The sequence below is a fragment of the Acetobacter farinalis genome (genome assembly GCF_011516935.1).
Taxonomy (GTDB): Bacteria; Pseudomonadota; Alphaproteobacteria; order Acetobacterales; family Acetobacteraceae; genus Acetobacter; species Acetobacter farinalis.
In genome coordinates this window covers 43700-66170 of the sequence record NZ_WOTF01000004.1, presented here as the reverse complement: position 1 = coordinate 66170, position 22471 = coordinate 43700, and the positions used below count along the sequence as shown (strand labels likewise).

Sequence of the window (22471 nt, the reverse complement as noted above, 5' to 3'; positions counted from 1 at the left end):
TTATGCCTGCTCCAACTGGTCGATAAAGCCGGAAATCACATCCAGCCCCTTGCGCCAGAAGCCGGGGTCAGACGCATCCAGCCCGAACGGAGCCAGAAGCTCCCTGTGGCGTTTGGTGCCGCCTGCTTCCAGCATGGCAATATACTTATCCTGAAAGCCCGGTGTGCCTTCACTGAACACACCATACAGCGCATTCACCAGACAATCCCCAAAAGCATAGGCGTAGACATAGAACGGTGAATGGATGAAGTGCGGGATATAGGCCCAGAACACGCTGTAATCCGGCGTGAAGTTAAAGGCCGGGCCAAGGCTTTCCGTCTGCACCTGCTGCCAGATTTCTCCAATCCGTTCAGGCAGAAGCTCACCGGTTTTCCGTTCATCATGCACGCGGGTTTCAAAGTCGTAGAACGCAATCTGGCGCACCACGGTATTGAGCATGTCCTCCACCTTGCCTGCCAGCAGCGTGCGCTTGCGGGCCGGGTCAGTTTCCGCATCCAGCAGGGACTGGAATGTGAGCATTTCCCCAAACACGCTGGCCGTTTCAGCCAGTGTCAGCGGTGTGTTGGACAGGAAATAGCCCTGCTTTGCCGCCAGAACCTGATGCACGCCGTGGCCCAGCTCATGTGCCAGTGTCATGACATCCCGCGTGCGGCCATGATAGTTCAGCAGGATAAACGGATGGGCGGAGGGCACAGTGGGGTGTGCAAAAGCGCCCGGAGACTTGCCGGGCACAGGCGGCACATCAATCCACGGATGCGTCAGGAAAGTGGTGATGACGCGGCCCATGCGCGGGTCAAAATCATCATAGGCTTTCTGCACGATCTGCTTGGCTTCATCCCACGGAATTTTGCGGTCTTCACAGCCGGGCAGCGGGGCATTGCGGTCCCAGTGCTCCAGCTTGTCCAGCCCCATCCATTTGGCTTTCAGCGCGTAGTAGCGATGCGCAAGGCGGGGGTAGTCCTGCCGCACGGCGGATACCAGCGCATCCACCACCTCATCTTCCACCATGTTGGACAGATTGCGTGAGGAGGTAGGCCGGGCGTAATGGCGCAGGCCATCAGAAATCGCCTTGTCCTTGGCCAGCGTGTTGGTAATAAGGGCAAACAGCCGCACATTCTCGGCAAACACCTTGCCCACCGCTTTCCCGGCCTGCTCGCGCACCGCACGATCGGAATCGGAAAGGCGGTTCAGCGCATCCCCTACCGGCATTTCCTCGCCATCCAGCGTGACACGCAGGGCGGCAATGGTCTCATCAAACAGGCGGGACCAGGACTGGGCTCCGGTTACGGATTTTTCCAGCAGCACCTTTTCAACCTCATCAGAAAGCTGATGCGGGCGGAACAGGCGGGTATCATCCAGAAACGGTTTCCAGCGGGCCAGAGCAGGGTCCCGCACCTTCTCCGCCAGATCGGCATCATCCAGCCGGTTGAGTTCCAGCGTGAAAAACAGCAGGTGCGCGGAAATATCCGTCAGTCTCTCACTGATAGACTGGCTGAAGCGACTGATGGCAGTATCCGAGGAATTGGCGGCAAACAGCAGCGAGGCATAGGACCCGGCCTTGCCCAGCGTTTCTTCCAGCGCTTCACAGGAGCGGATTGCCTCCGCGAGTTCCGCGCCGGACAACTCCGCCAGCTTGCCCTGATAGCGGCTGGCGAATGCGCGGGCCTGCTGCTCGGCCTGATCCAGATCCTGACGGATCGCGGGATCTTCCATGCTGTTATAAAGAGCCGAAAGGTCCCAGCGCGGAAGGGCGGAAGTCCCCTGCCCCTGCGCGGGACTGGTTGCGGCCACTGTTCCGGCGTCGGCAGCGAAGGCCGGAAGCCGGGATGAACGGAGAAGGTGCGCTGTATGTTCCATATCCGCATCCTACCGTGCAATTCGGCATGAGGCGAGTACATGTGCGCGCAAACGGGGTTCACATACAGCGCAGGTCAGGCGGCCCTGAAGGCCCGGTTTCCGAAAGCCTCCCCCTGCTTCATACACAGAGGAAACAAGGGGAGGTCATTCAGGATACTCCTGCTTTCAGACGCATGCCTGATCAGGCAGAGCGGGCCAATACCTCTTCCGGCACGCTGAAGCCGATAATGCGCGCATAATCCTTCGGCACAATCTGCCAGAAGCGCGGCAGGACATCCTCCCACTTATGCAGCAGTGTCGTGGCGTACGGAGAACCTGTTTCCTCCACATGACGCTCCACCAGCCGCCGCAGTTCCTGCGCCCAATGCCCATCGGTCACGCGGGTCCAGAACAGGGATTCGGGGTTGACGCGTTTTTCAAAAGTATTCGCATCATCCAGCACAAACGCCACACCACCGGTAAAGCCAGCCCCGAAATTGTCACCAATTTCACCCAGCACCACCACCGTGCCGCCTGTCATATACTCGCAGGCATTGGAGCCGCAGCCTTCCACCACAGCCACAGCGCCGGAGTTACGCACGGCAAAGCGTTCGCCCGCCTGCCCCGCGGCATAAAGCTCACCCGCGGTCGCGCCATACAGCACCGTGTTGCCAATAATGGCGTTATGGTTGCTGACAAGGCGGGAAGACGGAGAAGGACGAACCGTAATGGTCGCGCCGGAAAGGCCTTTCCCCACATAGTCGTTGGCGTCACCCAGCACTTCCAGCTTCAGCCCCTGTACGGCAAACGCCCCCAGAGACTGCCCGGCAGACCCGCGCAGACGCACCGTGAGATGCCCCGGCGCCAGTGTGGTCATGCCAAACTGCCGCACAATGAGAGAAGACATGCGGGTGCCAATGGCACGCTGCGTGTTCTGCACATTATAGTGCAGCTGCATTTTCTCACCGTGATCGAACAGCGGCTTCGCATCGCTGATCATCTGCGCATCAAGCGTATCGGGCACCTCGTTCCGGCCTTCCAGCGTGCAGTAGCGCGCAAACGGCCCGGGGTCTGCCTGAGAAAGCAGGGAGTTGAGGTCCAGATCATCCAGATAATCCGCACCACGGGAGACCTGACGCAGCAGATCGGTACGGCCGATCACCTCATTCAGCGTTCTGAACCCCAGAGAGGCCAGAATATTGCGCACATCTTCCGCAATGAAGGAGAACAGGTTGATCACCTTCTCCGGTGTGCCTTCAAACTTCTTGCGCATCGCCTCATCCTGTGAGCACACGCCCACCGGACAGGTATTGGAATGGCACTGGCGCACCATGATGCAGCCCATGGCAACAAGGCTTGCCGTGCCGATCCCGAATTCCTCAGCCCCCAGCATGGCGGCAATCACCACGTCACGCCCGGTTTTGATGCCGCCATCCGTGCGCAGCTTCACGCGATGCCGCAGGCGGTTGAGCATGAGCACCTGATGCGCTTCCGCCAGACCAAGTTCCCAAGGCAGGCCAGCATATTTCACGGATGTCAGCGGGCTTGCCCCGGTGCCGCCGGAATGGCCTGAAATCAGGATGGCATCGGCCTTCGCCTTCGCCACACCCGCCGCAATGGTGCCAATGCCGGAGCGGGCCACCAGCTTGACCGTAACCGTTGCTTCCGGGTTGATCTGCTTGAGGTCATAAATAAGCTGGGCAAGATCCTCAATCGAGTAAATATCATGATGCGGCGGAGGAGAAATCAAAGTCACACCCGGGGTGGCGTGGCGCAGCTTTGCAATCAGCTCCGTCACCTTGAAGCCGGGCAACTGCCCGCCTTCACCCGGCTTGGCACCCTGTGCCACCTTGATTTCCAACTCGCGGCAATCATTCAGATACTGTGCGGTCACACCGAAACGGCCAGACGCCACCTGCTTGATAGCAGAGGAGGCATTATCACCATTCGGGCGCGGCTTTGCACGTTCCGGGTCTTCCCCACCTTCACCGGAATCAGATTTCGCGCCAATCCGGTTCATGGCGATGGAGAGAGTCTCATGCGCTTCCGGGCTGAGCGCACCCAGAGAAATAGCAGGAGAGATCAGGCGTTTACGCAACTGCGTAATGCTTTCCACCTCTTCCACCGGAATGGGTGTGCGCCCTTCCCGGAAGTCCAGCAGGTCGCGCAGTGCAACCGGCGGCTGTGCCCGCACGGCATCGGCATACCGCTTGTAGATGGTGAAGCTGTCACTCGCCACGGCTGTCTGGAGCATGTGGATCAGCGTGCCATCAAACGCATGCTGTTCCCCGCTGCGGCGCAGTTTGTAAAAACCGCCCACCGGCAGCGCCAGAGAGGAAGAATCCCATGCTTCCTGATGGAATGTGAGCACATTCCGGGCAATGCCGGGCAGACCAATACCGGAAATGCGGGAGGGCATACCGGGGAAGAATTCCGCCGTCAGCGCACGGGAGAGGCCAACAGCCTCAAAATTGCAGCCGCCACGGTAAGACGCCACGATCGAGATGCCCATTTTGGACATGATCTTGAGCAGCCCCTTATCCACCGCCTTGCGGTAGCGCTCCATGCATTCCCGCAGCGTGTAGGACCCGAAGAGACCCCGGCGGTGCCGGTCCGCAATACATTCCTGCGCCAGATACGGATTAACCGTGGTGGCCCCCACCCCGATTGTCACCGCTATGGCGTGCACATCGAGCGCGGTGGAACTCCGCACGTTCAGGGATGTAAAGGTACGCAGGGAATGACGGACAAGGTGCGTATGGACAGCCGCTGTCGCCAGAATCATCGGGATATAAGCCCGATCGGGTGACTGGTTTTCGTCTGTCAGGAACACATGGGTGCAGCCGCCGCGTACGCTTTCTTCTGCCTCACGCCGGATCCGGGCAATGGCATCGCGCAGGCCAGCCTCACCCTCCTTCGCGGGGAAGGAGCAGTCAATCAGGCAGCAGGATGTGCCGCAGAAAGACCGCAGGGCTTCATATTCACCCGATGTCAGAACCGGGCTGGGCAGTTGCAGCATCTCGCACTGCTCTGCGGACTGATCCAGAATATTTCCCAGATTTCCCAAACGCGTCACAAGGCTCATCACGCGGGATTCGCGCAGGGAGTCGATCGGCGGATTAGTAACCTGACTGAAACCCTGCCTGAAATAATGCGACAATCCACGGAAACGCGAGGAAAGCACAGCCAGAGGCGTATCATCCCCCATGGAGCCGACAGCTTCGCTCCCGGTTTCCACCATCGGGTGCAGGATGGCTTCCAGCTCTTCCAGCGTGGTGCCCACCGCCAACTGGCGGCGGCGCAGTTCCTCACCCTGATAGAAGACCGGCTCTGTCACATCCGAGCGGACAATACAGCCAATTTTCTGAATCCCGCCAACCCAGGACGAGAAGTCCTGACGCGCGGCCAGAAGGTCCAGCAGCTCTTCATTGCCGTACAGGCGCGCTTCCTGGAGATCAACGCCAATGACATCCCCCGGCCCAAGCCGCCCGCGTTTGATAATATTGTTTTCCGGCACACGCACCATGCCGGTTTCAGAACCGACAATCAGCAGATTATCGTCCGTCACGGTGTAGCGCAGGGGGCGCAGGCCGGAGCGGTCCAGCCCGGCAATCACCCAGCGGCCATCCGTTGCGCACAGCGCGGCAGGGCCATCCCACGGTTCCATCACGGCGTTGCAATATGCAAACATATCGCGATGGGACTGCTTCATGAGTGAATTCCCGCCAACACTGGCCGGAACCATCAGCGCCTTGGCGGCGGGCGCATCACGCCCGGCAAAAGTCAGCAGTTCAAACACGTTATCCAGCGTTGCCGTATCGGACCCACCTGCCTGCACAAGCGGTTTGATATCCTGCATCCACGGGTCCAGATCCGGATGGGAAAGCCGTGTCTCATGGCTTTTCATCCAGTTGATGTTACCGGAAATGGTGTTGATTTCACCATTATGCGCCAGACGCCGGAACGGCTGCGCCAGCTTCCATGTGGGGAAGGTATTTGTGGAATACCGCTGATGATAAATGGCAAAACGGCTGACAAAGCGGGCATCCAGCAGGTCCGGATAAAACTCTGTCAGATGTTCGGCCAGAAACATGCCCTTGTAGATGATCGACCGGCAGGACAGCGAGCAGATATACAGGTCAACCTGAGCTGCAATCGCTGCTTTTTCAATCCGGCGGCGGATCACATACAGGTCACGCTCAAACACCTCTTCCGTGGAACCGGGCAGGTTACGGATCATGATCTGTTCGATTTCCGGCCGTGTTGCATTGGCTTTTTCACCAATACAGGCAGTATCGATCGGCACCTGACGCCAGCCGTAAATGCCATATCCGAAGGCCAGGATTTCCGTTTCAATAATCTGGCGGCACTGTTCCTGCGCCACCATGTCTGTCTTGGGCAGGAACACCTGCCCGACAGCAATGATGGAACCCTCTACAGGCTGATCACCCGTGCTGGTGATGGCATCGGCAAAGAAATTCTGCGGGATTTCCACATGGATGCCCGCACCGTCTCCGGTTTTTCCATCGGCGTCCACCGCGCCACGGTGCCAGATGGCTTTCAGCGCTGCAATACCGGCTTCCACCACATCGCGCCGGCGCTTGCCGTCCAGTGCCGCAATCAGACCAACGCCACAGGAATCCCGTTCGTCCGCCGGGTCATAAAGCCCTTCCAGAGCGGAAACATTGTTGTCCCATGCTTCAAAAAAAGCTTCGGCACTTTCGCCGTGCGTGGTTTCAGGATGCTTCTGCATACCCATTATCCCTGCTCCGCCACGGCCTGCGCCGTTGCGTGTGTTTCAATCCATTGATGAATGCGTTCCGCCGCATCCCGACCATCGCGAATAGCCCACACCACCAGACTGGCGCCGCGCACGATATCCCCCGCGGCGAACACGCCCGGCAGGCTGGTCATGAAGCTCTCATGCCCGACTTTCAGTGTGCCCCAGCGGGACACGGCAAGGTCAGGCTGGCCCCACAGTTGCGGGAGTGGTTCCGGGTCAAACCCCAGAGCCTTGATCACCAGATCAGCTTCCAGCGTGAAGGAGCCGCCTTCCTGCGGTTCCACGGACTGGCGGCCCGTGGCATCCGGCAGGCCAAGCTTCATCCGGGTGGCGCGTACAGCCGTCACATGCTCATCACCCAGAAAGGCTTCCGGGGCAGAGAGCCAGACAAACTCCACACCTTCCTCTTCCGCGTTTTTCACTTCCCGCACGGAACCCGGCATGTTGGCCTTGTCACGCCGGTAAAGACATTTGACGGATTTTGCTCCCTGCCGGATGGCCGTGCGCACGCAATCCATGGCGGTATCGCCGCCACCCAGAACCACGACATTTTTGCCTTCGGCATTCAGCGCCTGAGCCTCGTCCGGCAGGGCATCCCCCAGAGAGCGGCGGTTGGAGGCCGTCAGATAGTCCAGTGCGCGTTCAATTCCTGCCAGACCAGCGCCGGGGCCACCAATCTCACGGGATTTGTAGACACCGGTGGCAATCAGAACAGCCTGATGGCGGCTGCGCAGTTCTTCAAAGGAGAGATCTCCCGCACCGCTGCCGACACCCTGCCCCAGATGGAACACCACACCGCTTTCCACCAGCAGCGCATGGCGGCGGGCCACAATGTCCTTCTCCAGCTTGAAGCCGGGAATGCCATATACCAGCAGGCCGCCCACGCGGTCATACCGGTCATACACATGGACCTGATACCCCGCTGCACGCAGGCGCTCAGCCGCTGCAAGCCCCGCCGGACCCGCACCGACAATCCCGACGGATTCCGGCCGTTCCTGTGCAGGGCGTGTGGGTTTGACCCAGTTCTTCTCGAACGCGGTATCAGTAATGTACCGCTCGATCGCACCGATGGTCACACTCTCGAACCCCGGCTCAATCACGCAGCTTCCCTCGCACAGCCGGTCCTGCGGGCAGATGCGACCACAAATTTCCGGGAAGGTATTGGTGGCGGATGAGACCTCATAGGCTTCTTCAAGACGCCCCTGCGCCGTGAGCATCAGCCAGTCCGGGATGTTGTTGCCCAACGGGCAATGCACAGAGCAGAACGGCACCCCGCACTGCGAGCACCGGCTGGCCTGCTCACCAGCCTCGGCAGGCGCAAAGTCTTCATAAATTTCATTGAAATCCGCCCGCCGCGCCTGCGCAGTGCGCTTATCAGGCTGCTGTTGAGCGACAGAGACAAATTTCAGCATCGGTGTGGTCATAAGGCGGTTCCCGGAGAAAGGGCGCACGACGGACAAGCTGCGCTCCAAACAAGCCAGACTGAGGTAGCGCCTTATGCCTTACCCTGAAAAGACAGCATTGCTGCCCTTTCTGGAATTTTTCTCTTTTTAAGACGATTCTCTGATTTTCACCTCACTCAAATAGGTGCCAGATCGGACCATTCATAAGTTAACTACATGTTTTTCAACAACAACTCCAGAGCGCCCGCCCCCTGCCCGATAACGGGCCAGATAAAACGGCACGATCGCCTCAATGCTCCGTGGCTCCAGACCAAGGGCGGTAAAGCCTGATTGACCGGCGGGCACGACATTATCCTGCGAGAGCATCAGAAGCTGGTCCCGTGTCAGAAGATGCCCGGGCAGATGCTCAAGAACAGCCGCCTGCATCCGCGCCAGACCCTGCGGGACGACGTACAGCAGACGAGAGCGCTGCGTTGTGTGCAGAACCCACTGGTAAATCTGCTTCATGGTCAGGACATCCGGCCCGCCGAGATCCCACTCTCGCCCGGCCAGAGCCGGCTCCTGCACCAGACGCGCGATAACCTGCGCGACATCCCCCACATAAACAGGCTGGAGGCGGGTATCCGCACCATACACGGGCAATACAGGCAGGTAGCGGGCCAGAGCTGCAAATGTGTTGAAGAAATGGTCTTCCGGCCCGAAAATAACAGAGGGCCGGACAATGGAGGCATGCGGTATCGCGGCTCTTACGGCAGCCTCTCCCGCGGCACGACTCCGCCCATAGGCCGATGGTGCTGAAGGCGATGCCCCCAGCGCGGACACCTGCACAAACACAGGCACTCCGGCAGCGGCCGCCAGACGCGCCACGCGCCCGGCCCCCTCCACATTGACAGCCTCAAGCCCCTGCCCGGACGAAGCGCCAAGAACCGCCGCCAGATTGATAACAACAGACGCGCCATCCACCACGCAGGCCACAGACCCCTCATCCAGCACAGACGCATAAAACGGCGCAATCTGCCCGACATCCCCCAGACTGCGCAGGGCCGCGGCCCTGTCTGGCCTGCGGCAGGCTATACGGATCCGGTAGCCCGCTTCCGCCAGGTGCTGGACAACGTAGCGCCCGAGAAACCCGCTTCCCCCCAAAACTGTCGCGATCTTCTGTTCCATCATGACTTTGCTCCTGCCCTGTGCCTACCTGTGTCTTCTGATGATGCGAACTCTACGCCCTTTTTACACCATCAGGCTGCGCACAAATGGTTCAGCACATCGGATGAACGGTGCGATGGCCGCCGCCAGCATGGACAGCCGCATCCGAAAATCGGCGGTTTTCCGGGTATTTCACCCACCCGGACACCGAGGTGAAGGCGAAATGAAACAAAACTGAAGAAAAATGTATTTTCCCCGTTGACGGCGTTTGGGGGGCAAGCTAAATACCCCTTCACCAGCCGGGGTGACCCGGTTGCTCTCTGAGCCCAGATGGCGGAATTGGTAGACGCGCAGGTTTCAGGTATCTGTGGCCGCAAGGTCGTGGAAGTTCGAGTCTTCTTCTGGGCACCAAAAAAACCGCAGGCAACTGCGGTTTTTTTGTATCTACTGCTCTTCATCTCCGTGCCTTTGATGTCATGAGAACCGGTGAGGCAGTCTTCCCCTCGTCTGATCTGAAAATATATTCTCCTGACAGAATTTTTCTCAGAGAGGGGCGAAATACGCCCCCGCCATTCTCGCTGACAACCTCCCAAAACAGAGTGCCTGGAAGGCCAGCTCCTTCCAGCTTTCGCCGCGCATTCAGGCGTCATTTCCCTCCCCTTTGGGCCCCGTGAACACTTATCCCCAGAATCTGAGGATGCCTGAGTGGGTAAGCCTGTGGATAATGGGTACATCATGCCGGGATTATGTCAGTACCCATCAAAGGACACGCGAAACCACCCGGAATCAAAAAAAATGGCCCGGCTCTCCTGCATGAAGCAGAAAGAACCGGGCCATACTTTTTCAAAAAAGATGTTTTTCAGGAAGAATCAGGATTTCCGCATCAGCCGGACCAGCATGATCAGAAATCCTGCAACAGCCGTACTCACAAGAACAATAATACGGGCAACCGGCTTCTGGCGCTCTCTCATGTCTTCAGAAAGTTTTTCCATCACACACGCCATCCTTTTCAAAGCGGAAGTGTTCCGCACACCGCACCGTTCCCACCCATGCTGCTCTTCCAGAATCACATCATGGGCACCATCAGCACCCGGACACCAGAAAGCAGAGAGGACAAGAACCCTGCGGTGTTAACCCTCTCCCACAAAAAAAGCCAAAGCAAGGCAGCCCGCGCTGTGAGTCCTTCATGCACCCGCAGACGGTGCATTGCTCTGTGGAGCACCAGACGCACCCGCTTCCGCACCAGCTTTCTGCTCCGGCTGGCCGGACGTGGAGGGAGCTGATGCAAGGCGGTTGGCCGCCCACCCGAAATTCAACCCGACCAGAGAAACAGCCTTATAAATTCCCGTCCAGAATGAACCGGCATGCGGCACAGGCACAACGGTGCTGACAGCCCCGCAAACAACAATCACCATACAGATCAGGGTGTTCCAGGCTTCCGGCACATATGCCATGAGTGTGGGAATAAGCGTGACAACGCCGCTGACTTTGGCGCCGGTGAGCAGTGTCTGTTTCATGATGCATCTCCTTTGAGGCCAATCCGGTAAAATGCGTGATGGCCTAATGTTTTTGTGTAAAACTGTGGTTGCGCCCAGAGGGGCGCCTTGCTGCGCCAGTCATAGTAATGATCAGCGCCCCCCGTACTATCCGGGAGCGTCTGGCGAAGGAGCAGAAGAGCAAGATCAAGGGCCTGCCGGAACTGCGGATCGGCCCGCGTGACCCGCAAGAGCGCGCTCCTGTTCGGGTCTGTCATGTTCCAGCAGGAAAACTGGCTGCGGGCCGTGCAGACAGATACAATATCGTGCCCCCACCAACCCGGCTGTGCCACGCGGTTTGCAATCACGTTCAGCACGGCGTGAAGGCCTGCCACACCTTCCCCCCGCGCCTCGCCCCATGCCGTACGGGCCGCGATATCAACAGGGCTTTTCATGACGCACCCCCGATCAGGGACGTGCAGAAATCCCAGATAGCTTGCCCCATCTGGGCCCAGCTCAACAGGCTGGTTGCCAGCGCAATACAGGTGACTGTCACCCAGTTTGCCAGCCGGAGTCCGCCTTCTATGCGCGCCAGCCGTTCGGAAACCTCCGCATCCCGCACTTGCGCGTCCCGGTTTATCTCGTCCACACGCGTCATGATTTCATGGCGCGTGCGTGCGGCGTGGTCTCCCACAGCCTGTGTCAGATCACGTCGCAGGTCTGAAAACTGCCTTGAAAGTGTATCCAGCCCATCCTGAAGGTGGTCATGCCCCCCTTCAACACGCGCCACACGTTCGCGCAGAAGTGCGACTTCCTCGGCTGTTGCGCAGCGTTGGTCTTGCATTATTTTGCCCGGAAAAAGAAAAGCCACCCAAACGGGTGGCTTTATGAAAACGGGCCAGAAGAGATATGGTCTTTCTGCCCGAACCTTATCCAGCTTTAAGCATGACCACGCGGGGTATCAACAGGCCTTACACCGGGCACACGGCCCTGTGCCCGCGCACCCTTACAAATCAGCCGTAAAGGAAAACTTGAAGGTACGGGGCAACCCTTGCAGCAGATAACCATTGAAAGCTGAACCCCAATACCGCGTGTTCGCAATATTCTCCACGTCAAACCGCAAGGTGAGCGGTTTATGCGCCACAGCAAAGGTATAGCGCGCGCCCAGATCAAACCGTGTCCAGACAGGCAGATGCAGGGTGTTGGCCGTATTCACCCATTGTCTGCCCGTGTTTTCCACACGCCCAACCACCGTTGCCCCACGCAGGAATGGCAGATCATATTCCAGATTTCCATTGATGGTATAATTGGGAATACCAATAGCGGTATGCCCGTTATCCAGCCCCTGCGCTGTGCGCCGCAGGTCCGCATCAATCAGGGTTGCCCCGCCATTGAAGCGCAACCCCGGCAGGATCTGGCCATTTACATTCAGCTCCACACCACGGTTCCGCTGCAAACCATTTTCACGGAAAATGAACTGGCCACCATCGCCATACGGTTCTGTGTAGGAATTGGGTTGCGCAATCTGGTAAAATGCAAGTGTGGTGGTGAAACGTCCGGTATCGTATTTGGCCCCCACCTCATATTGAACACTTCTGAACGGCGGGAAAATCTGGCCCAGATTGACCAGATTGCTGCCGCTCGCCGTAGGCCCTTGTGACAACCCTTCAATTCGGTTGAAATACACGGACGTACGACGCGTCGGATGCACCACCAACCCGACCACCGGGGTTATGGCCCCCTCATTATAATAGGCCGTACGCGCACCATTTCCATAGGCATCATACCCGTTGATCAGCATGTTCTGATACCGGAAGCCCGCTATAAGCGCGATACGGCCCTTCCAGAAAGACATCGTGTCTGAAAAGAACAGGCTGTAAAGCTGTGTCCGGCTGGTCGGTAACGGATTATCCAGATTACCGCCTGTCAGGTTCTCAGCAGGAGGCGGAACAGCAGCCGTATCATACAGAGTGGTATCAAACGCGTTTTCCGCCATGGCGTAAGCTGTTTGGCTTTCTTCCCACAGGGCAGAACCACCGGCATTCACTTCATGTTTGACAAACCCCGTCTTGAAATGCGCGCGCACACCACCGCGTGTGCTTTCATTCGTCTGGGTATAGGGCACATACATCGCCCCTGCCGTGGCGGCTCCTGTCCCGGAGTCATGGACTGTCAGTGTGGAGTAATTTCCCTTCTCATCACCCCCTAATCCGCCAAAAGCACCATACACCGTGATATGTTCTGAAAAATCATGCTCTACATTGAGCATACCGAAAATGTAATTCAGATCATTATAGGTCCAACGCTGCCCGTAGTTGTGAGCGGCACCGGGAACACGCGGAACAGATGTGGCATCCGCCCCCAGAAACACACCGGGACGCCCGCCCTGCACCCCCTGATTCTGGTAATTCATATCCAGAGAAATGCGGGTTCTGTCATCATGCCAGTCAAAATCCGCCCCCAGCACTGCGGAATGGCGGCGTTCGTGCTCCACGGATGTCTGGCCGGAAAGACCCGCCACATTCAGCCGCAGACCATAGGCTTTGTCCTGCCCAAAACGACGCCCGACATCCAGACTGCCACCCCCTACGCCCTGACTGGCGTAATCACCCGTCAGGCGGGTGATGGGGGTGTTCCCGGCATGCTTGAACATCAGATTGATCCCCCCTCCAATGCCTGTCCCGCCCGGGGCCGCGCCGTTCAGAAACGCACTGGCTCCATTGAGCACCTGAACCTGATCATAAAGCTGGGGGGAAACAAGCTGACGGGGTGTGATGCCGTAGAGCCCATTGATCGCGACATCATCCCCATAAACAGGGAAGCCACGGATAACAAAAATTTCGGAAAAATTACCGTATCCATATGTTGTGCGGACAGATGGGTCATTTTCCAGAACCTGCCCGAGCGTCTGGGACTGCTGGTTGAGAATAAGGCTCGCGCCATAACTGCGGATATTGAAGGGAACATCCAGCCCTTTCTTGTTCCCCAGCGCGCCAAGCTGGCCGCCGCTGCGCACGTCCATCTGGTTTCGGCGTCTGGCGGTTACCAGAATAGCTTCATCCTTGCGGGACGGGACGACAGGGGCCGCAGCCGTGGCCGCCTTCCCGGCGTCCCGCGTTGCCTCTGCCTTGTGAGAGTCCGCCATAGCCGCACCGCTGCCACTGAAGGCCGCAAGGATTGCCAGCAGCACAGCAGAATGCCTGCATCCTTGCGCAAAACAGAAAACCGGCAGGCGGGCATGCATCATGACATGGGATCCAGAATGAAAGACTGACTACGCTGATAGACGCAATTAAGAGACATTCGCAACATCGTTTTGAGGCTATTCTCCCTCTTCGGGGTTTACAGCCCCTCTCCAAACACCTAGCAGAATGAGAATGCTTCTCACAAACAACATCCAGAGTGTGAGCGATTCTCTCGTTTCCGGCACAAAAGCCGCTCAGAAGCGGAAGGCCGTTCTCCGTAGGCTTGCCCTGCTGGCTGGCGTCTGTGCCGTATGCTTTCTGACCGCCCATCTGATCATGCTGGCGGCCCTCCGCCTGCCGTATGAAGATACGCGCCTGAAAACAGATCTGGGTGGCATGCTGGTTGCGGCCCTTCTACCCGTTCTGGTTCTCATGGGTTTTGCGGGCCGCCGGCATCTATGGGGCATCACGCTCTGCCTGCTGGCTTGCGGGGCGGCGGCCCTGACCGCTCTCCTTCCGCGCTGATGAGAAAAACCGCCCATGCGTGACACTCTCCGCGTACATATGGGGTGGCTCCATAGCTGGCTTGGCTTTCTGGCGGGCCTGCTGCTGCTCTGCATTTTTGCCTCCGGCACGCTGGCCGTGTTTGATACGGAAATCACCCACTGGATGCAGCCGGAAGTTCCACTGCACACCCGCACCGCCCTTACCCCCGCAGCCCTGAACGCCGCCGCACAAGCGGTTGAAGCCTCGGAACGGCAAGGATTTTCCACGTTTCTCTCCCTCCCTTCCCATCGGGACCCTGTTTTGCGGGTTCTGCATTATGATGGTTACGAATTTACCGGCCCAGCACTCAGCCCGGAAACCGGGACTTCTTTTGCACCCCGCGAGACGGCTGGCGGGCAGTTTTTCTATAATTTCCACTTCTCACTCCGGGGCGGAGACCACCCCGGCGTGCAGCTTGTGACCTTTCTGGGGCTTTGCCTTCTGGTCACGCTCGGGTCCGGCCTTGTTATTCACCTCAAGGCGCTCTGGCCGGACCTTGTGCTGCTCCGCCCGTTCGGGCCACGGCCCCGCGCCTGGGTGGATGCGCACCTGATTGCCGGTGTGCTGTTCCTGCCCTTCATCCTGTTCATGGCATATACGGGCACGGCTATTCATGCCCGGGTGCTGCTTCCGGCCCAGTCCTTTTTCTCCCCCTCTCCCGCCGGGCCTCCTAAAAAGAGCGCCCCGAAAGGCAGGCTCCTGCAGGCTGGCCCTCCTCTGCCGCCTCTTGCCCCTCTGATAACGCAGGGCCGGGAGAGGCTGCACAGCCCGGACGGTAATCTTGTCCTGTTCACCGCGGATGACGTACGCATTTTCAGAAGCGACGCATCCGGCCCCTTCCTGACCAGAGATCACGCGGACTTCAGCCGGAAAGACGGGCATTTCCTCCGGTCTGTCACACGCAGTTCGCCAACGGTTGCCACCATGCAGCTTGTGCGCGGATTACATTACGCCCGCTATGCGCCGCTCACCCTGCGATGGCTGTATTTTCTGTCCGGGCTGGCGGCCACCGCGCTGGCGGGCAGCGGGCTGGTTGTGTTTCTCATGAAGCGCCGCCGCTCATCTGGAGAAAACGCCTTCTTCCGGCTTGCGGAAGCACTGACCCTGACCGTGATAACGGGCTTCCCCATTGCCACGCTGGGGCTGTTCTGGGCGAACCGCTGCCTGCCTGTTGCCCTCACGGGGCGCATCATGGCCGAGATTGATCTCTTTTTTACCCTTTGGACGCTCTTCGCCATACATGCCCTGCTGCTGTGCCTGCGCCGGCATGCCGCCGCTGCGTGGCGCCAGCACCTGTATTGCCTCGCGCTGGCAGGCGGCATGCTCCCACTGGTGGATCTTCTCTCCGGCTCCCACCCGTGGGGAGACGGCGCGATGCTTTTTGTGACTGTAGACGCTCTGGCGTTTCTAAGCGGGCTGATCGCCCTATTTGCCGCACAGCACCTGCGGAGGCCCGCCACATGATACTGCTGCTGGCTTGCGTGCTCTGGTGTGTGGCCTTCCGATGCCATGAGTGGTTGCAGTCCAGAAACCGCACTACCTTCCCGATGCCGGTACGCGCCGTATGGCTGAACCAAGGCGTTCGTGCTCTCGCCCCCTGTCTGGCGCTGGCTCTTTGCCTGATGCACTCGCCCGCGCTGGGGGTGCTGTTCTGGCTCGGCCTTGGCTCTGTGTGTGGTGTTTGCACCAGCGTGCTGATGGCCGTGCTCAAAAACAAACGGGGGCGTGCCCCTGCAGGCAAGCCCCCGTTATAGGCGCTCCCGGATGCGGGAGAATGACCCGCACCCGGTTTTGTTTCGTGGCCTCGTTATTTTGCCGCCACCGGAGCCACAGCGGTGTGGGTCTGGGTGATGAATTTGGCAACATTGTCATGCAGTTGCGCCAGAGAGTCCTGATGCGCATAGACCATATGGCCGGATTCATACTGAACAATCTGAATATTATTGCTCAGCTCATGCGAAACAGGCAGATGCTTCATTTCGTAAATCCCCTCGAAATAGGGGGTGCCGAGGTCAAAATACCCCTGATTCAGCATGACTTTCAGGCTGGGATTGTGCTTCATGGCCGAGGCCAGATCAGGCAGCACATTGACAGCCCCATGGATCGGGAATTCCGTATTGGGCTGTTTGTGTGAGAAATCCCACTTCATGATTGCATCAGAGAAGAACTTGTATTCCTGATACCCATCACCAAAGGATGGTGAATTTCCATAATGCAGGGTGTTATGGGCGTAATCGTTAAACGCGGCAATATAGGCGGCAGACATGGCGGAAGACTGCGGGTCATAATCCGCGAACTGGGAAAGCTTATCCATGGTCGGACCAGAGAAGCGGCTGTCCAGACGCCCCGTATCCAAACCCTTTTCACCCTGAAGGGTTTTTTCAAACTCCCCGCCGCTGATGCGCAGATCCGCCTTTTTGATGTAGTCCACCGGCAGGCCAGTATACGCATGCAGCTTCTGCGCAACGGCATCGCGCTGGGCATCAGAAATTGCATTTCCTTCCTGCAAGGCCGCCGTGTATTCGGTCAGCGCAAAATGCTCGACCTCTTTGAGGAAGGCCTTGAGGTCCGGATGCTGTTCCGGCAGGCATTTGTGATACCAGGCCGTTGCCGCATAGCTGGGAAGAGCCAGCACATAAGGCTGATCAATTGACGGGTTCATGGCAGCCCCATCAATATCATTGTCATAATTCAGAATCTGCGAAAGCAGGATAACACCGTTCAGATCAATGCCTTTTTCATCAGCCAGCTTGTTGGCCACAATGGCGGAACGGGTTGTGCCGTAGCTTTCACCAAACAGATATTTGGGAGAATTGTACCGCCCGTAGCGGGACAGGAACTGGGCAATAAAATCGGTAAAGGCCCCGGCATCAGCATCCGTGCCAAAAAAGGCCTTTTCCTTGTCTTTGCCAATCAGGCGACCATACCCGGTGCCGGGTGCATCGATAAACACCAGATCGGAAACATCCAGCAAACTGTCATTGTTATTGACAATTGCATAGGGTGCGGCGGGCGTATGGGTATCATCCGCTGTCACCACTTTTTTAGGGCCGAACGCCCCCATATGCAGCCAGACGCTGGAAGAGCCCGGTCCACCGTTATAAACAAACGTGATCGGGCGGCCTTCCGGGCGCACACCTTTTTTGAAATACGCGACGTAAAACACAGAAGCTGTCGCGTCAGGCTGTGTTTTGTCCTTGTCCGTATCCGGCAGGGCGGAATCATCCCAGTCCGCTTTATGAACAATCAGCGTTCCGGAAACGGCTTCATAATCAATATGCGCCCCGTGGACTGTTACAGAGCCGCTTGTTGTCACGGCCTGCGGTTTCCCCAGAAAATCTTCCACGCTGGTTTTCTGTTTTGCCGCATCCGCCGCCTGATGGGCTTCCACCGCCCGCGCCTGCGGTTGGGCCGTAACACTGGCGGCCAGCACCGAAACCGTGGCAAGCAGGCCCGCCAGTTTCAAACCCGTCTGTTGTGCGCGCATAGACACTCTCATCCTTCAGACCATGTTATACTATATCATGGTATCAGGAAGAGTCTGGCTCGCCTAGCCTGTTTCTTTTTCGCAACAAAGCCTTTGTCGGGCGCACTGTGGCCTACCCCGCCAGCCCTACCCCTGCTGCGGCGAAATAGCGGTTCACGGCCGTGCACATGGCTCCGGCCACCATCGCCCGGTGGCCAGCCTGCCGCAGGGCGGCTTCATCCATCCGGTTAGACATGAATCCCATTTCCACCAGAACAGACGGAATCTGGGCCGATTTCAGCACGGCGAATGCCGCGTGACGATGCGGGTGTGTCAGCAGATTAATCCGTGACTGAAAAGCCGAGACCACGGCACTGGCCATATGCGCGGACCCGCGTCTGGCTTCTTCTGTCACCAGACTGGCCAGAATCTGCTGCACCTCGGGCGAGGTTCCCTGCACCAGAGGGCCGCCATAGCGGTCTGCACTGTTCTCGGTTTTGGCCAGATCCGCCGTCTGGCTGTCTGACGCCCCGTGGGAATGCGTATACACGCTGGCCCCCCGCACCCCGGCATTGTGCAGGGCATCCGCATGCATGGAAATGAACAGGGACGCCCCATGCTGCTGAGCCAGTTCAACGCGCCCGTCCAGCGGCACAAAATGATCACTGGTGCGTGTCATGGCCACACGGTACCGGCCCGTTGCCAGCAGTTGCTGCCGAAGCTCCGTTGCCGCTGCTTCCGCAACATATTTCTCGTAAGTCCCGCTATAGCCGATCGCGCCGGGGTCCTTGCCCCCATGGCCCGGGTCAAGCATGACAAGCGGCAGAGCCGGGCGTGCCTTCCCGATAATGGCTGGAGCCTGAAGCCCGCGCCCGACGGGAGGCGCCAGCGGACCGGCCGGGCGCGAAAGCGTGTGGTGTGCCCCCCCTGCCGCACGGGCCGGAGCGGCCAGCAGCCCCCCCGCCAACAGGCCAGCACCTGTCACCAGAAGCGTGCGTCGGTCAGACATCTTTTTTCCTGCCTCGGGTGCACAGGGCGCTCCTGTGGGGCCAAGGCGCCCGGCCAATGGGAGAAAACCGGCTGGTTTTTCAGACTTTGGCTTCATAACACGCTTCACACTTCTGTAATCGGGGCAATTCTGCACATAGATAATGTCGAAACCGTGTCAGAATCAGAGAGACAAATAAAGAGGAATGAAAAACAGTCTTTCTGAATGGGTTGCGGTTTGTTGCGGTTTGGGTCATGTTCAACAAGCATGGCTCAAGGCAGGATTGCCCGTTATGCATCCTGTTTCCGCCCCTGTGAAAGCTAAGGGCGCGGCTGGCGTCAGACCGCCGCCCGGCGCAGACGGGGCAGGAAACATTGTTTTGAAGGATCTATGACTATCGCCTTGGCCACTACCTTGGAGTGCATGACCAGACCGGAAGCAGCAGCCTGTTTCCGCGCCTCTGCTGTCACCTCAGTGCCTGGCCTGGCATCCGCCTCCCATTGTCTCACACATACAGATCTATGCCTGCCGGAAGTGTCCCCATCCCGTGTCCAGCCGTTCAAACGGCTCCACCGGACAGGCCGGCCACCGGCACACCGGAGTTTTTCTTTTTATGTCAAAGCGTATGCTGATCGATGCAACGCACGCGGAAGAAACGCGTGTCGTTGTTATGGATGGAAACAGACTTGAAGATTACGATGTTGAAGCCGCCTCTAAAAAGCAGCTTAAAGGAAACATCTATCTTGCCCGCGTTGTTCGCGTAGAGCCGAGCCTTCAGGCCGCTTTTGTCGAATATGGCGGCAACCGCCACGGGTTTCTGGCCTTCAGCGAAATCCACCCCGACTATTACCAGATTCCGGTTGCTGACCGGGAAAAGCTTCTGGCCCTTCAGGCTGAAGAAGAAGCCCTGATCGACGCAGGCGAAGCCTCCACTGAAGAAGAGGATGAGGATGCTCCCTCCCCCGCTTCTGATGAGCTTGAGGACGCCACCGGCGATGAGGACGGCAACCGCCCGGCCCGCCGGAATGATGCCCCTGACTATGTTGGCGGTGAAACCGATACGGGTGAAGAAGCGCTGATCCAGAAGCGGATTGCCCGCTTCCTGCGCAACTACCGCATTCAGGAAGTGATCCGCCGCAGGCAGGTTCTGCTTGTGCAGGTTGTCAAGGAAGAACGTGGCAACAAGGGCGCAGCCCTGACCACCTACATCTCCCTTGCCGGGCGCTACTGTGTGCTGATGCCCAACGCCCTGCGGGGCGGTGGTGTATCCCGCAAGATCACCTCCGTGCCGGACCGCCGCCGCCTGCGGGATATTATCTCCGCACTTGATCTGCCCCGCGGCATGGCCATGATTGTCCGCACGGCGGGCGCACAGCGGCCTGGCCCGGAAATCACGCGGGACTGCGAATATCTGCTCCATCTGTGGGACGATATCCGTGACCTGACGATGCGCTCCGTCGCCCCGGCGCTGATTTATGAGGAAGCAAGCCTCGTCAAACGCGCCATCCGCGATGTGTATACCCGTGAAGTCAGCGAAATTCTGGTTGATGGGGAACAGGGCTGGAAAGCCGCGCGGGACTTCATGCGCCTGCTCATGCCGCAGCACGCTGAAAAAGTCCGGCTGTGGAACAAGGAAAACCAGCCGCTCTTTGCCCATTACCATGTGGAAGGGCATCTGGACGCCATGCTCTCCCCGGTCGTGTCCCTGCGCTCGGGTGGCTATCTGGTTATCAACCAGACGGAAGCTCTGGTGGCCATTGACGTCAACTCCGGCAAGGCGACCAGCCAGCGCAACATTGAAGAAACAGCCTTCCGCACCAATCAGGAAGCTGCGGATGAAGTAGCCCGCCAGCTCCGCCTGCGGGATCTGGCCGGGCTGATTGTCATTGACTTCATTGACATGGAATCCCGCCGCCACAACAGCATGATCGAACGCCGCCTGAAGGACGCGCTGCGCCATGATCGCGCCCGTATCCAGATGGGCTCGATCTCGCATTTCGGTTTGCTGGAAATGTCCCGCCAGCGGCTGCGGCCTTCCGTGGCAGAAGCCGCCTTCACGCCCTGCCCGCATTGCCAGGGTACCGGCATGGTGCGCGGTATTGAAAGCTCCGCCTTGCATGTGCTGCGCGCTGTGGAAGAAGAAGGCGCACGCCGCCGCGCTTCTGCCATTACCGTTCATGTGGCCGCCGAGATTGCCTTCTACGTGCTGAACAACAAGCGCGACTGGCTGGCGGAAATCGAGCAGCGCCATCAGATGGAAATCCTGTTCGCGGCGGATGCTACCCTGCCCGTGCCGGAAATCCGCATTGAGCGCCGCCAGCCCCCCAAAATCGGGCGCAATCCTGCCCTTCTGCCGCCCGTTGAAAGCGGTGTGGAAGAAGCCGTTATCGAAAGCGCACCCAAAGAAGTCGTGGCGCAGCAGGAAAGCCCCCGCGCGGACACACCCGCACCGGTGGCTGAAGCAGGCAGCGGGGAAGAAGAGCCGCGCCGCCGTCGCCGTCGCCGTCGCCGTCGTGGTGGCAACGGAAACCGTGAGGACAATTCCGCTGCACCGGAACAGGGTGCCTCTGCGCAAGCGCCTCAGGGCCACAACCGGAATCAGACTCAGGCACAGGGGCAGGCGCAGTCCGAGCCCCAGTCTCAGGCTGATGATGAGCAGGTGGACGCCGCACCGGCCGATACACAGACCAATCTGGTTCCCGGCCGCCGCCGCACCCGCCACTCCCGCGTACGCTCCGGCAGAACGGACGCACCGGAAGTGCGGGTAGACATTGAGGAAGGTCCGGCCCCCCAGCCGCGCCGCACAACCTGGCAGGGGCCGACCCCGGCCAACCCGTTTGGTGGCAGTCTGGATATTTTTGATCTGATCGAAAATTCCACCATGGAAGCTGCGGAAGCCGAGGCGGAAAAAGCCGCCAGAGCCTCTGCCAGACCGGCCCGCACATGGGGAACGCCCGCCGGGACTCAGGCTACCGGAACACCCGCAGCACCTGTAAAAGCACCCGAACCGGTTGCAGCCACACCGGACGTTCAGGACGATGCGGTTTCGGCCACGGACGCAAAACCGGCCCGCAAGCGCCCCGCACGCCGCCGCAAGGCTGCAACAGCGGGTGATGCCTCTCCGGCAACGGCTCAGGCGGAAGCACCTGAAACCGTGACCGACACCGCACCTGCTGCCCAAACGCAGGCCGCCGAGGCAGAGGCCCAGAAGCCCCGCCGCCGCGCTGCGCGGAAGTCGGCTGATGTCGTAACGGAAGACGGCGCTGAGGGTGAAAGCCCCCGCGCGCGCCGCCAGACACCGGCACGGCGGAAAGCGGCCGCACCGGCGGAAGAGGCAACGGCACCGCAGGCGGATGGCACCGGCACTGATGCGGAAAAACCCGCGCCGCGCCGCCGTCGGGCAGCAGCCAAAAGCACGGCCACACCCAGCAGGAGCGCTGCGGTTGAGACCGAAGCCGCTGAGGCCAGCCAGCCTGCCAGCCGGAAGGACGATGCGCCGGATGCCTCCATCGTACAGCCGATTGTGATTGAGGATGACAAACCTGTCTCCAACCGTCGCACAGGATGGTGGCGCCGCTAAACCCTGCTGAACGGCTGGGGGCGGGTTTATTCCACCCGCCCCCAGCCGGACTCATGCCTCTTT

Annotated in this window: 15 protein-coding genes and 1 tRNA gene; 5 read left to right on the top strand and 11 right to left on the bottom strand. The window is 59.1% G+C overall.

The window, feature by feature from the left end; genetic code table 11:
• The 4 genes from GOB82_RS06385 to GOB82_RS06370 form a co-directional block, all read right to left on the bottom strand.
• Positions 1–1857: a M3 family oligoendopeptidase gene (locus tag GOB82_RS06385; RefSeq protein WP_166121249.1), complete on the bottom strand. Its 1857-nt coding sequence runs from the start codon at positions 1855–1857 to the stop codon at positions 1–3.
• 181 nt (positions 1858–2038) lie between these two features.
• Positions 2039–6595 (bottom strand): glutamate synthase large subunit, encoded by a 4557-nt coding sequence (gene gltB / locus GOB82_RS06380; RefSeq protein WP_377792261.1) that lies wholly within the window; start codon positions 6593–6595, stop codon positions 2039–2041.
• A complete protein-coding gene (locus GOB82_RS06375; protein ID WP_166121243.1) occupies positions 6595–8043 on the bottom strand; it encodes an NAD(P)-dependent oxidoreductase in 1449 nt (482 codons plus the stop codon). Before GOB82_RS06375 ends, gltB begins: the two co-directional genes overlap by 1 nt.
• Before the next feature lie 180 nt (positions 8044–8223).
• On the bottom strand, positions 8224–9192 hold the full coding sequence (locus GOB82_RS06370; protein ID WP_166121240.1) for a complex I NDUFA9 subunit family protein: 969 nt from the start codon (positions 9190–9192) through the stop codon (positions 8224–8226).
• A gap of 300 nt (positions 9193–9492) precedes the next feature.
• On the opposite strand from GOB82_RS06370, the gene GOB82_RS06365 reads away from it, so the two are divergent.
• Positions 9493–9579: transfer RNA gene (locus GOB82_RS06365), tRNA-Leu, on the top strand.
• Between the two features lie 458 nt (positions 9580–10037).
• Here the strand turns inward: GOB82_RS06365 and GOB82_RS13530 are convergent.
• The 5 genes from GOB82_RS13530 to GOB82_RS06345 all read right to left on the bottom strand — a co-directional run bounded on the left by GOB82_RS13530 (position 10038) and on the right by GOB82_RS06345 (position 13890).
• Complete coding sequence (locus GOB82_RS13530; protein WP_265794433.1) at positions 10038–10160, bottom strand: hypothetical protein; 123 nt, start codon at positions 10158–10160, stop codon at positions 10038–10040.
• A 192-nt stretch (positions 10161–10352) separates the two neighbouring features.
• Positions 10353–10685 (bottom strand): hypothetical protein, encoded by a 333-nt coding sequence (locus tag GOB82_RS06360; protein WP_166121238.1) that lies wholly within the window; start codon positions 10683–10685, stop codon positions 10353–10355.
• On the bottom strand, positions 10682–11098 hold the full coding sequence (locus tag GOB82_RS06355) for a cell wall hydrolase (RefSeq protein ID WP_166121235.1): 417 nt from the start codon (positions 11096–11098) through the stop codon (positions 10682–10684). Before GOB82_RS06355 ends, GOB82_RS06360 begins: the two co-directional genes overlap by 4 nt.
• Positions 11095–11487 (bottom strand): hypothetical protein, encoded by a 393-nt coding sequence (locus tag GOB82_RS06350; RefSeq protein ID WP_166121232.1) that lies wholly within the window; start codon positions 11485–11487, stop codon positions 11095–11097. The genes GOB82_RS06355 and GOB82_RS06350 overlap by 4 nt, the downstream gene beginning before the upstream one ends.
• Positions 11488–11649: 162 nt before the next feature.
• A complete protein-coding gene (locus GOB82_RS06345) occupies positions 11650–13890 on the bottom strand; it encodes a TonB-dependent receptor (protein WP_166121229.1) in 2241 nt (746 codons plus the stop codon).
• Positions 13891–14020: 130 nt separating this feature from the next.
• Between GOB82_RS06345 and GOB82_RS06340 the strand changes: the two genes are divergently transcribed.
• Genes GOB82_RS06340 through GOB82_RS06330 form a run of 3 tightly spaced genes read left to right on the top strand, consistent with a single transcriptional unit; the run spans position 14021 to position 16128 of the window.
• Positions 14021–14353, top strand: a complete 333-nt coding sequence (locus tag GOB82_RS06340; protein ID WP_166121227.1) for a hypothetical protein — start codon at positions 14021–14023, stop codon at positions 14351–14353.
• A 15-nt stretch (positions 14354–14368) separates the two neighbouring features.
• Positions 14369–15838: a PepSY-associated TM helix domain-containing protein gene (locus GOB82_RS06335; RefSeq protein ID WP_166121224.1), complete on the top strand. Its 1470-nt coding sequence runs from the start codon at positions 14369–14371 to the stop codon at positions 15836–15838.
• Positions 15835–16128: a hypothetical protein gene (locus GOB82_RS06330; RefSeq protein ID WP_166121222.1), complete on the top strand. Its 294-nt coding sequence runs from the start codon at positions 15835–15837 to the stop codon at positions 16126–16128. The genes GOB82_RS06335 and GOB82_RS06330 overlap by 4 nt, the downstream gene beginning before the upstream one ends.
• A 53-nt stretch (positions 16129–16181) precedes the next feature.
• Here GOB82_RS06330 and GOB82_RS06325 read toward each other — a convergent pair whose 3' ends face one another.
• Together GOB82_RS06325 and GOB82_RS06320 are read right to left on the bottom strand one after the other, a co-directional pair.
• Positions 16182–17861 (bottom strand): S10 family peptidase, encoded by a 1680-nt coding sequence (locus GOB82_RS06325; protein ID WP_166121219.1) that lies wholly within the window; start codon positions 17859–17861, stop codon positions 16182–16184.
• Between the two features lie 112 nt (positions 17862–17973).
• Complete coding sequence (locus GOB82_RS06320; protein ID WP_166121216.1) at positions 17974–18849, bottom strand: N-acetylmuramoyl-L-alanine amidase family protein; 876 nt, start codon at positions 18847–18849, stop codon at positions 17974–17976.
• 592 nt (positions 18850–19441) lie between these two features.
• On the opposite strand from GOB82_RS06320, the gene GOB82_RS06315 reads away from it, so the two are divergent.
• Positions 19442–22408: a ribonuclease E/G gene (locus tag GOB82_RS06315; protein ID WP_166121213.1), complete on the top strand. Its 2967-nt coding sequence runs from the start codon at positions 19442–19444 to the stop codon at positions 22406–22408.
• Positions 22409–22471: the final 63 nt, after the last annotated feature.

Coding starts and splice junctions, on each gene's coding strand:
- GOB82_RS06340 (WP_166121227.1), top strand. CDS start 14,021: ATGCTTCTCACAAACAACATCCAGAGTGTGAGCGATTCTCTCGTTTCC.
- GOB82_RS06330 (WP_166121222.1), top strand. CDS start 15,835: ATGATACTGCTGCTGGCTTGCGTGCTCTGGTGTGTGGCCTTCCGATGC.
- gltB (WP_377792261.1), bottom strand. CDS start 6,595: ATGGGTATGCAGAAGCATCCTGAAACCACGCACGGCGAAAGTGCCGAA.
- GOB82_RS06370 (WP_166121240.1), bottom strand. CDS start 9,192: ATGATGGAACAGAAGATCGCGACAGTTTTGGGGGGAAGCGGGTTTCTC.
- GOB82_RS13530 (WP_265794433.1), bottom strand. CDS start 10,160: ATGGAAAAACTTTCTGAAGACATGAGAGAGCGCCAGAAGCCGGTTGCC.
- GOB82_RS06325 (WP_166121219.1), bottom strand. CDS start 17,861: ATGCGCGCACAACAGACGGGTTTGAAACTGGCGGGCCTGCTTGCCACG.
- GOB82_RS06335 (WP_166121224.1), top strand. CDS start 14,369: ATGCGTGACACTCTCCGCGTACATATGGGGTGGCTCCATAGCTGGCTT.
- GOB82_RS06345 (WP_166121229.1), bottom strand. CDS start 13,890: ATGATGCATGCCCGCCTGCCGGTTTTCTGTTTTGCGCAAGGATGCAGG.
- GOB82_RS06360 (WP_166121238.1), bottom strand. CDS start 10,685: ATGAAACAGACACTGCTCACCGGCGCCAAAGTCAGCGGCGTTGTCACG.
- GOB82_RS06350 (WP_166121232.1), bottom strand. CDS start 11,487: ATGCAAGACCAACGCTGCGCAACAGCCGAGGAAGTCGCACTTCTGCGC.
- GOB82_RS06315 (WP_166121213.1), top strand. CDS start 19,442: ATGTCAAAGCGTATGCTGATCGATGCAACGCACGCGGAAGAAACGCGT.
- GOB82_RS06385 (WP_166121249.1), bottom strand. CDS start 1,857: ATGGAACATACAGCGCACCTTCTCCGTTCATCCCGGCTTCCGGCCTTC.
- GOB82_RS06375 (WP_166121243.1), bottom strand. CDS start 8,043: ATGACCACACCGATGCTGAAATTTGTCTCTGTCGCTCAACAGCAGCCT.
- GOB82_RS06320 (WP_166121216.1), bottom strand. CDS start 18,849: ATGTCTGACCGACGCACGCTTCTGGTGACAGGTGCTGGCCTGTTGGCG.
- GOB82_RS06355 (WP_166121235.1), bottom strand. CDS start 11,098: ATGAAAAGCCCTGTTGATATCGCGGCCCGTACGGCATGGGGCGAGGCG.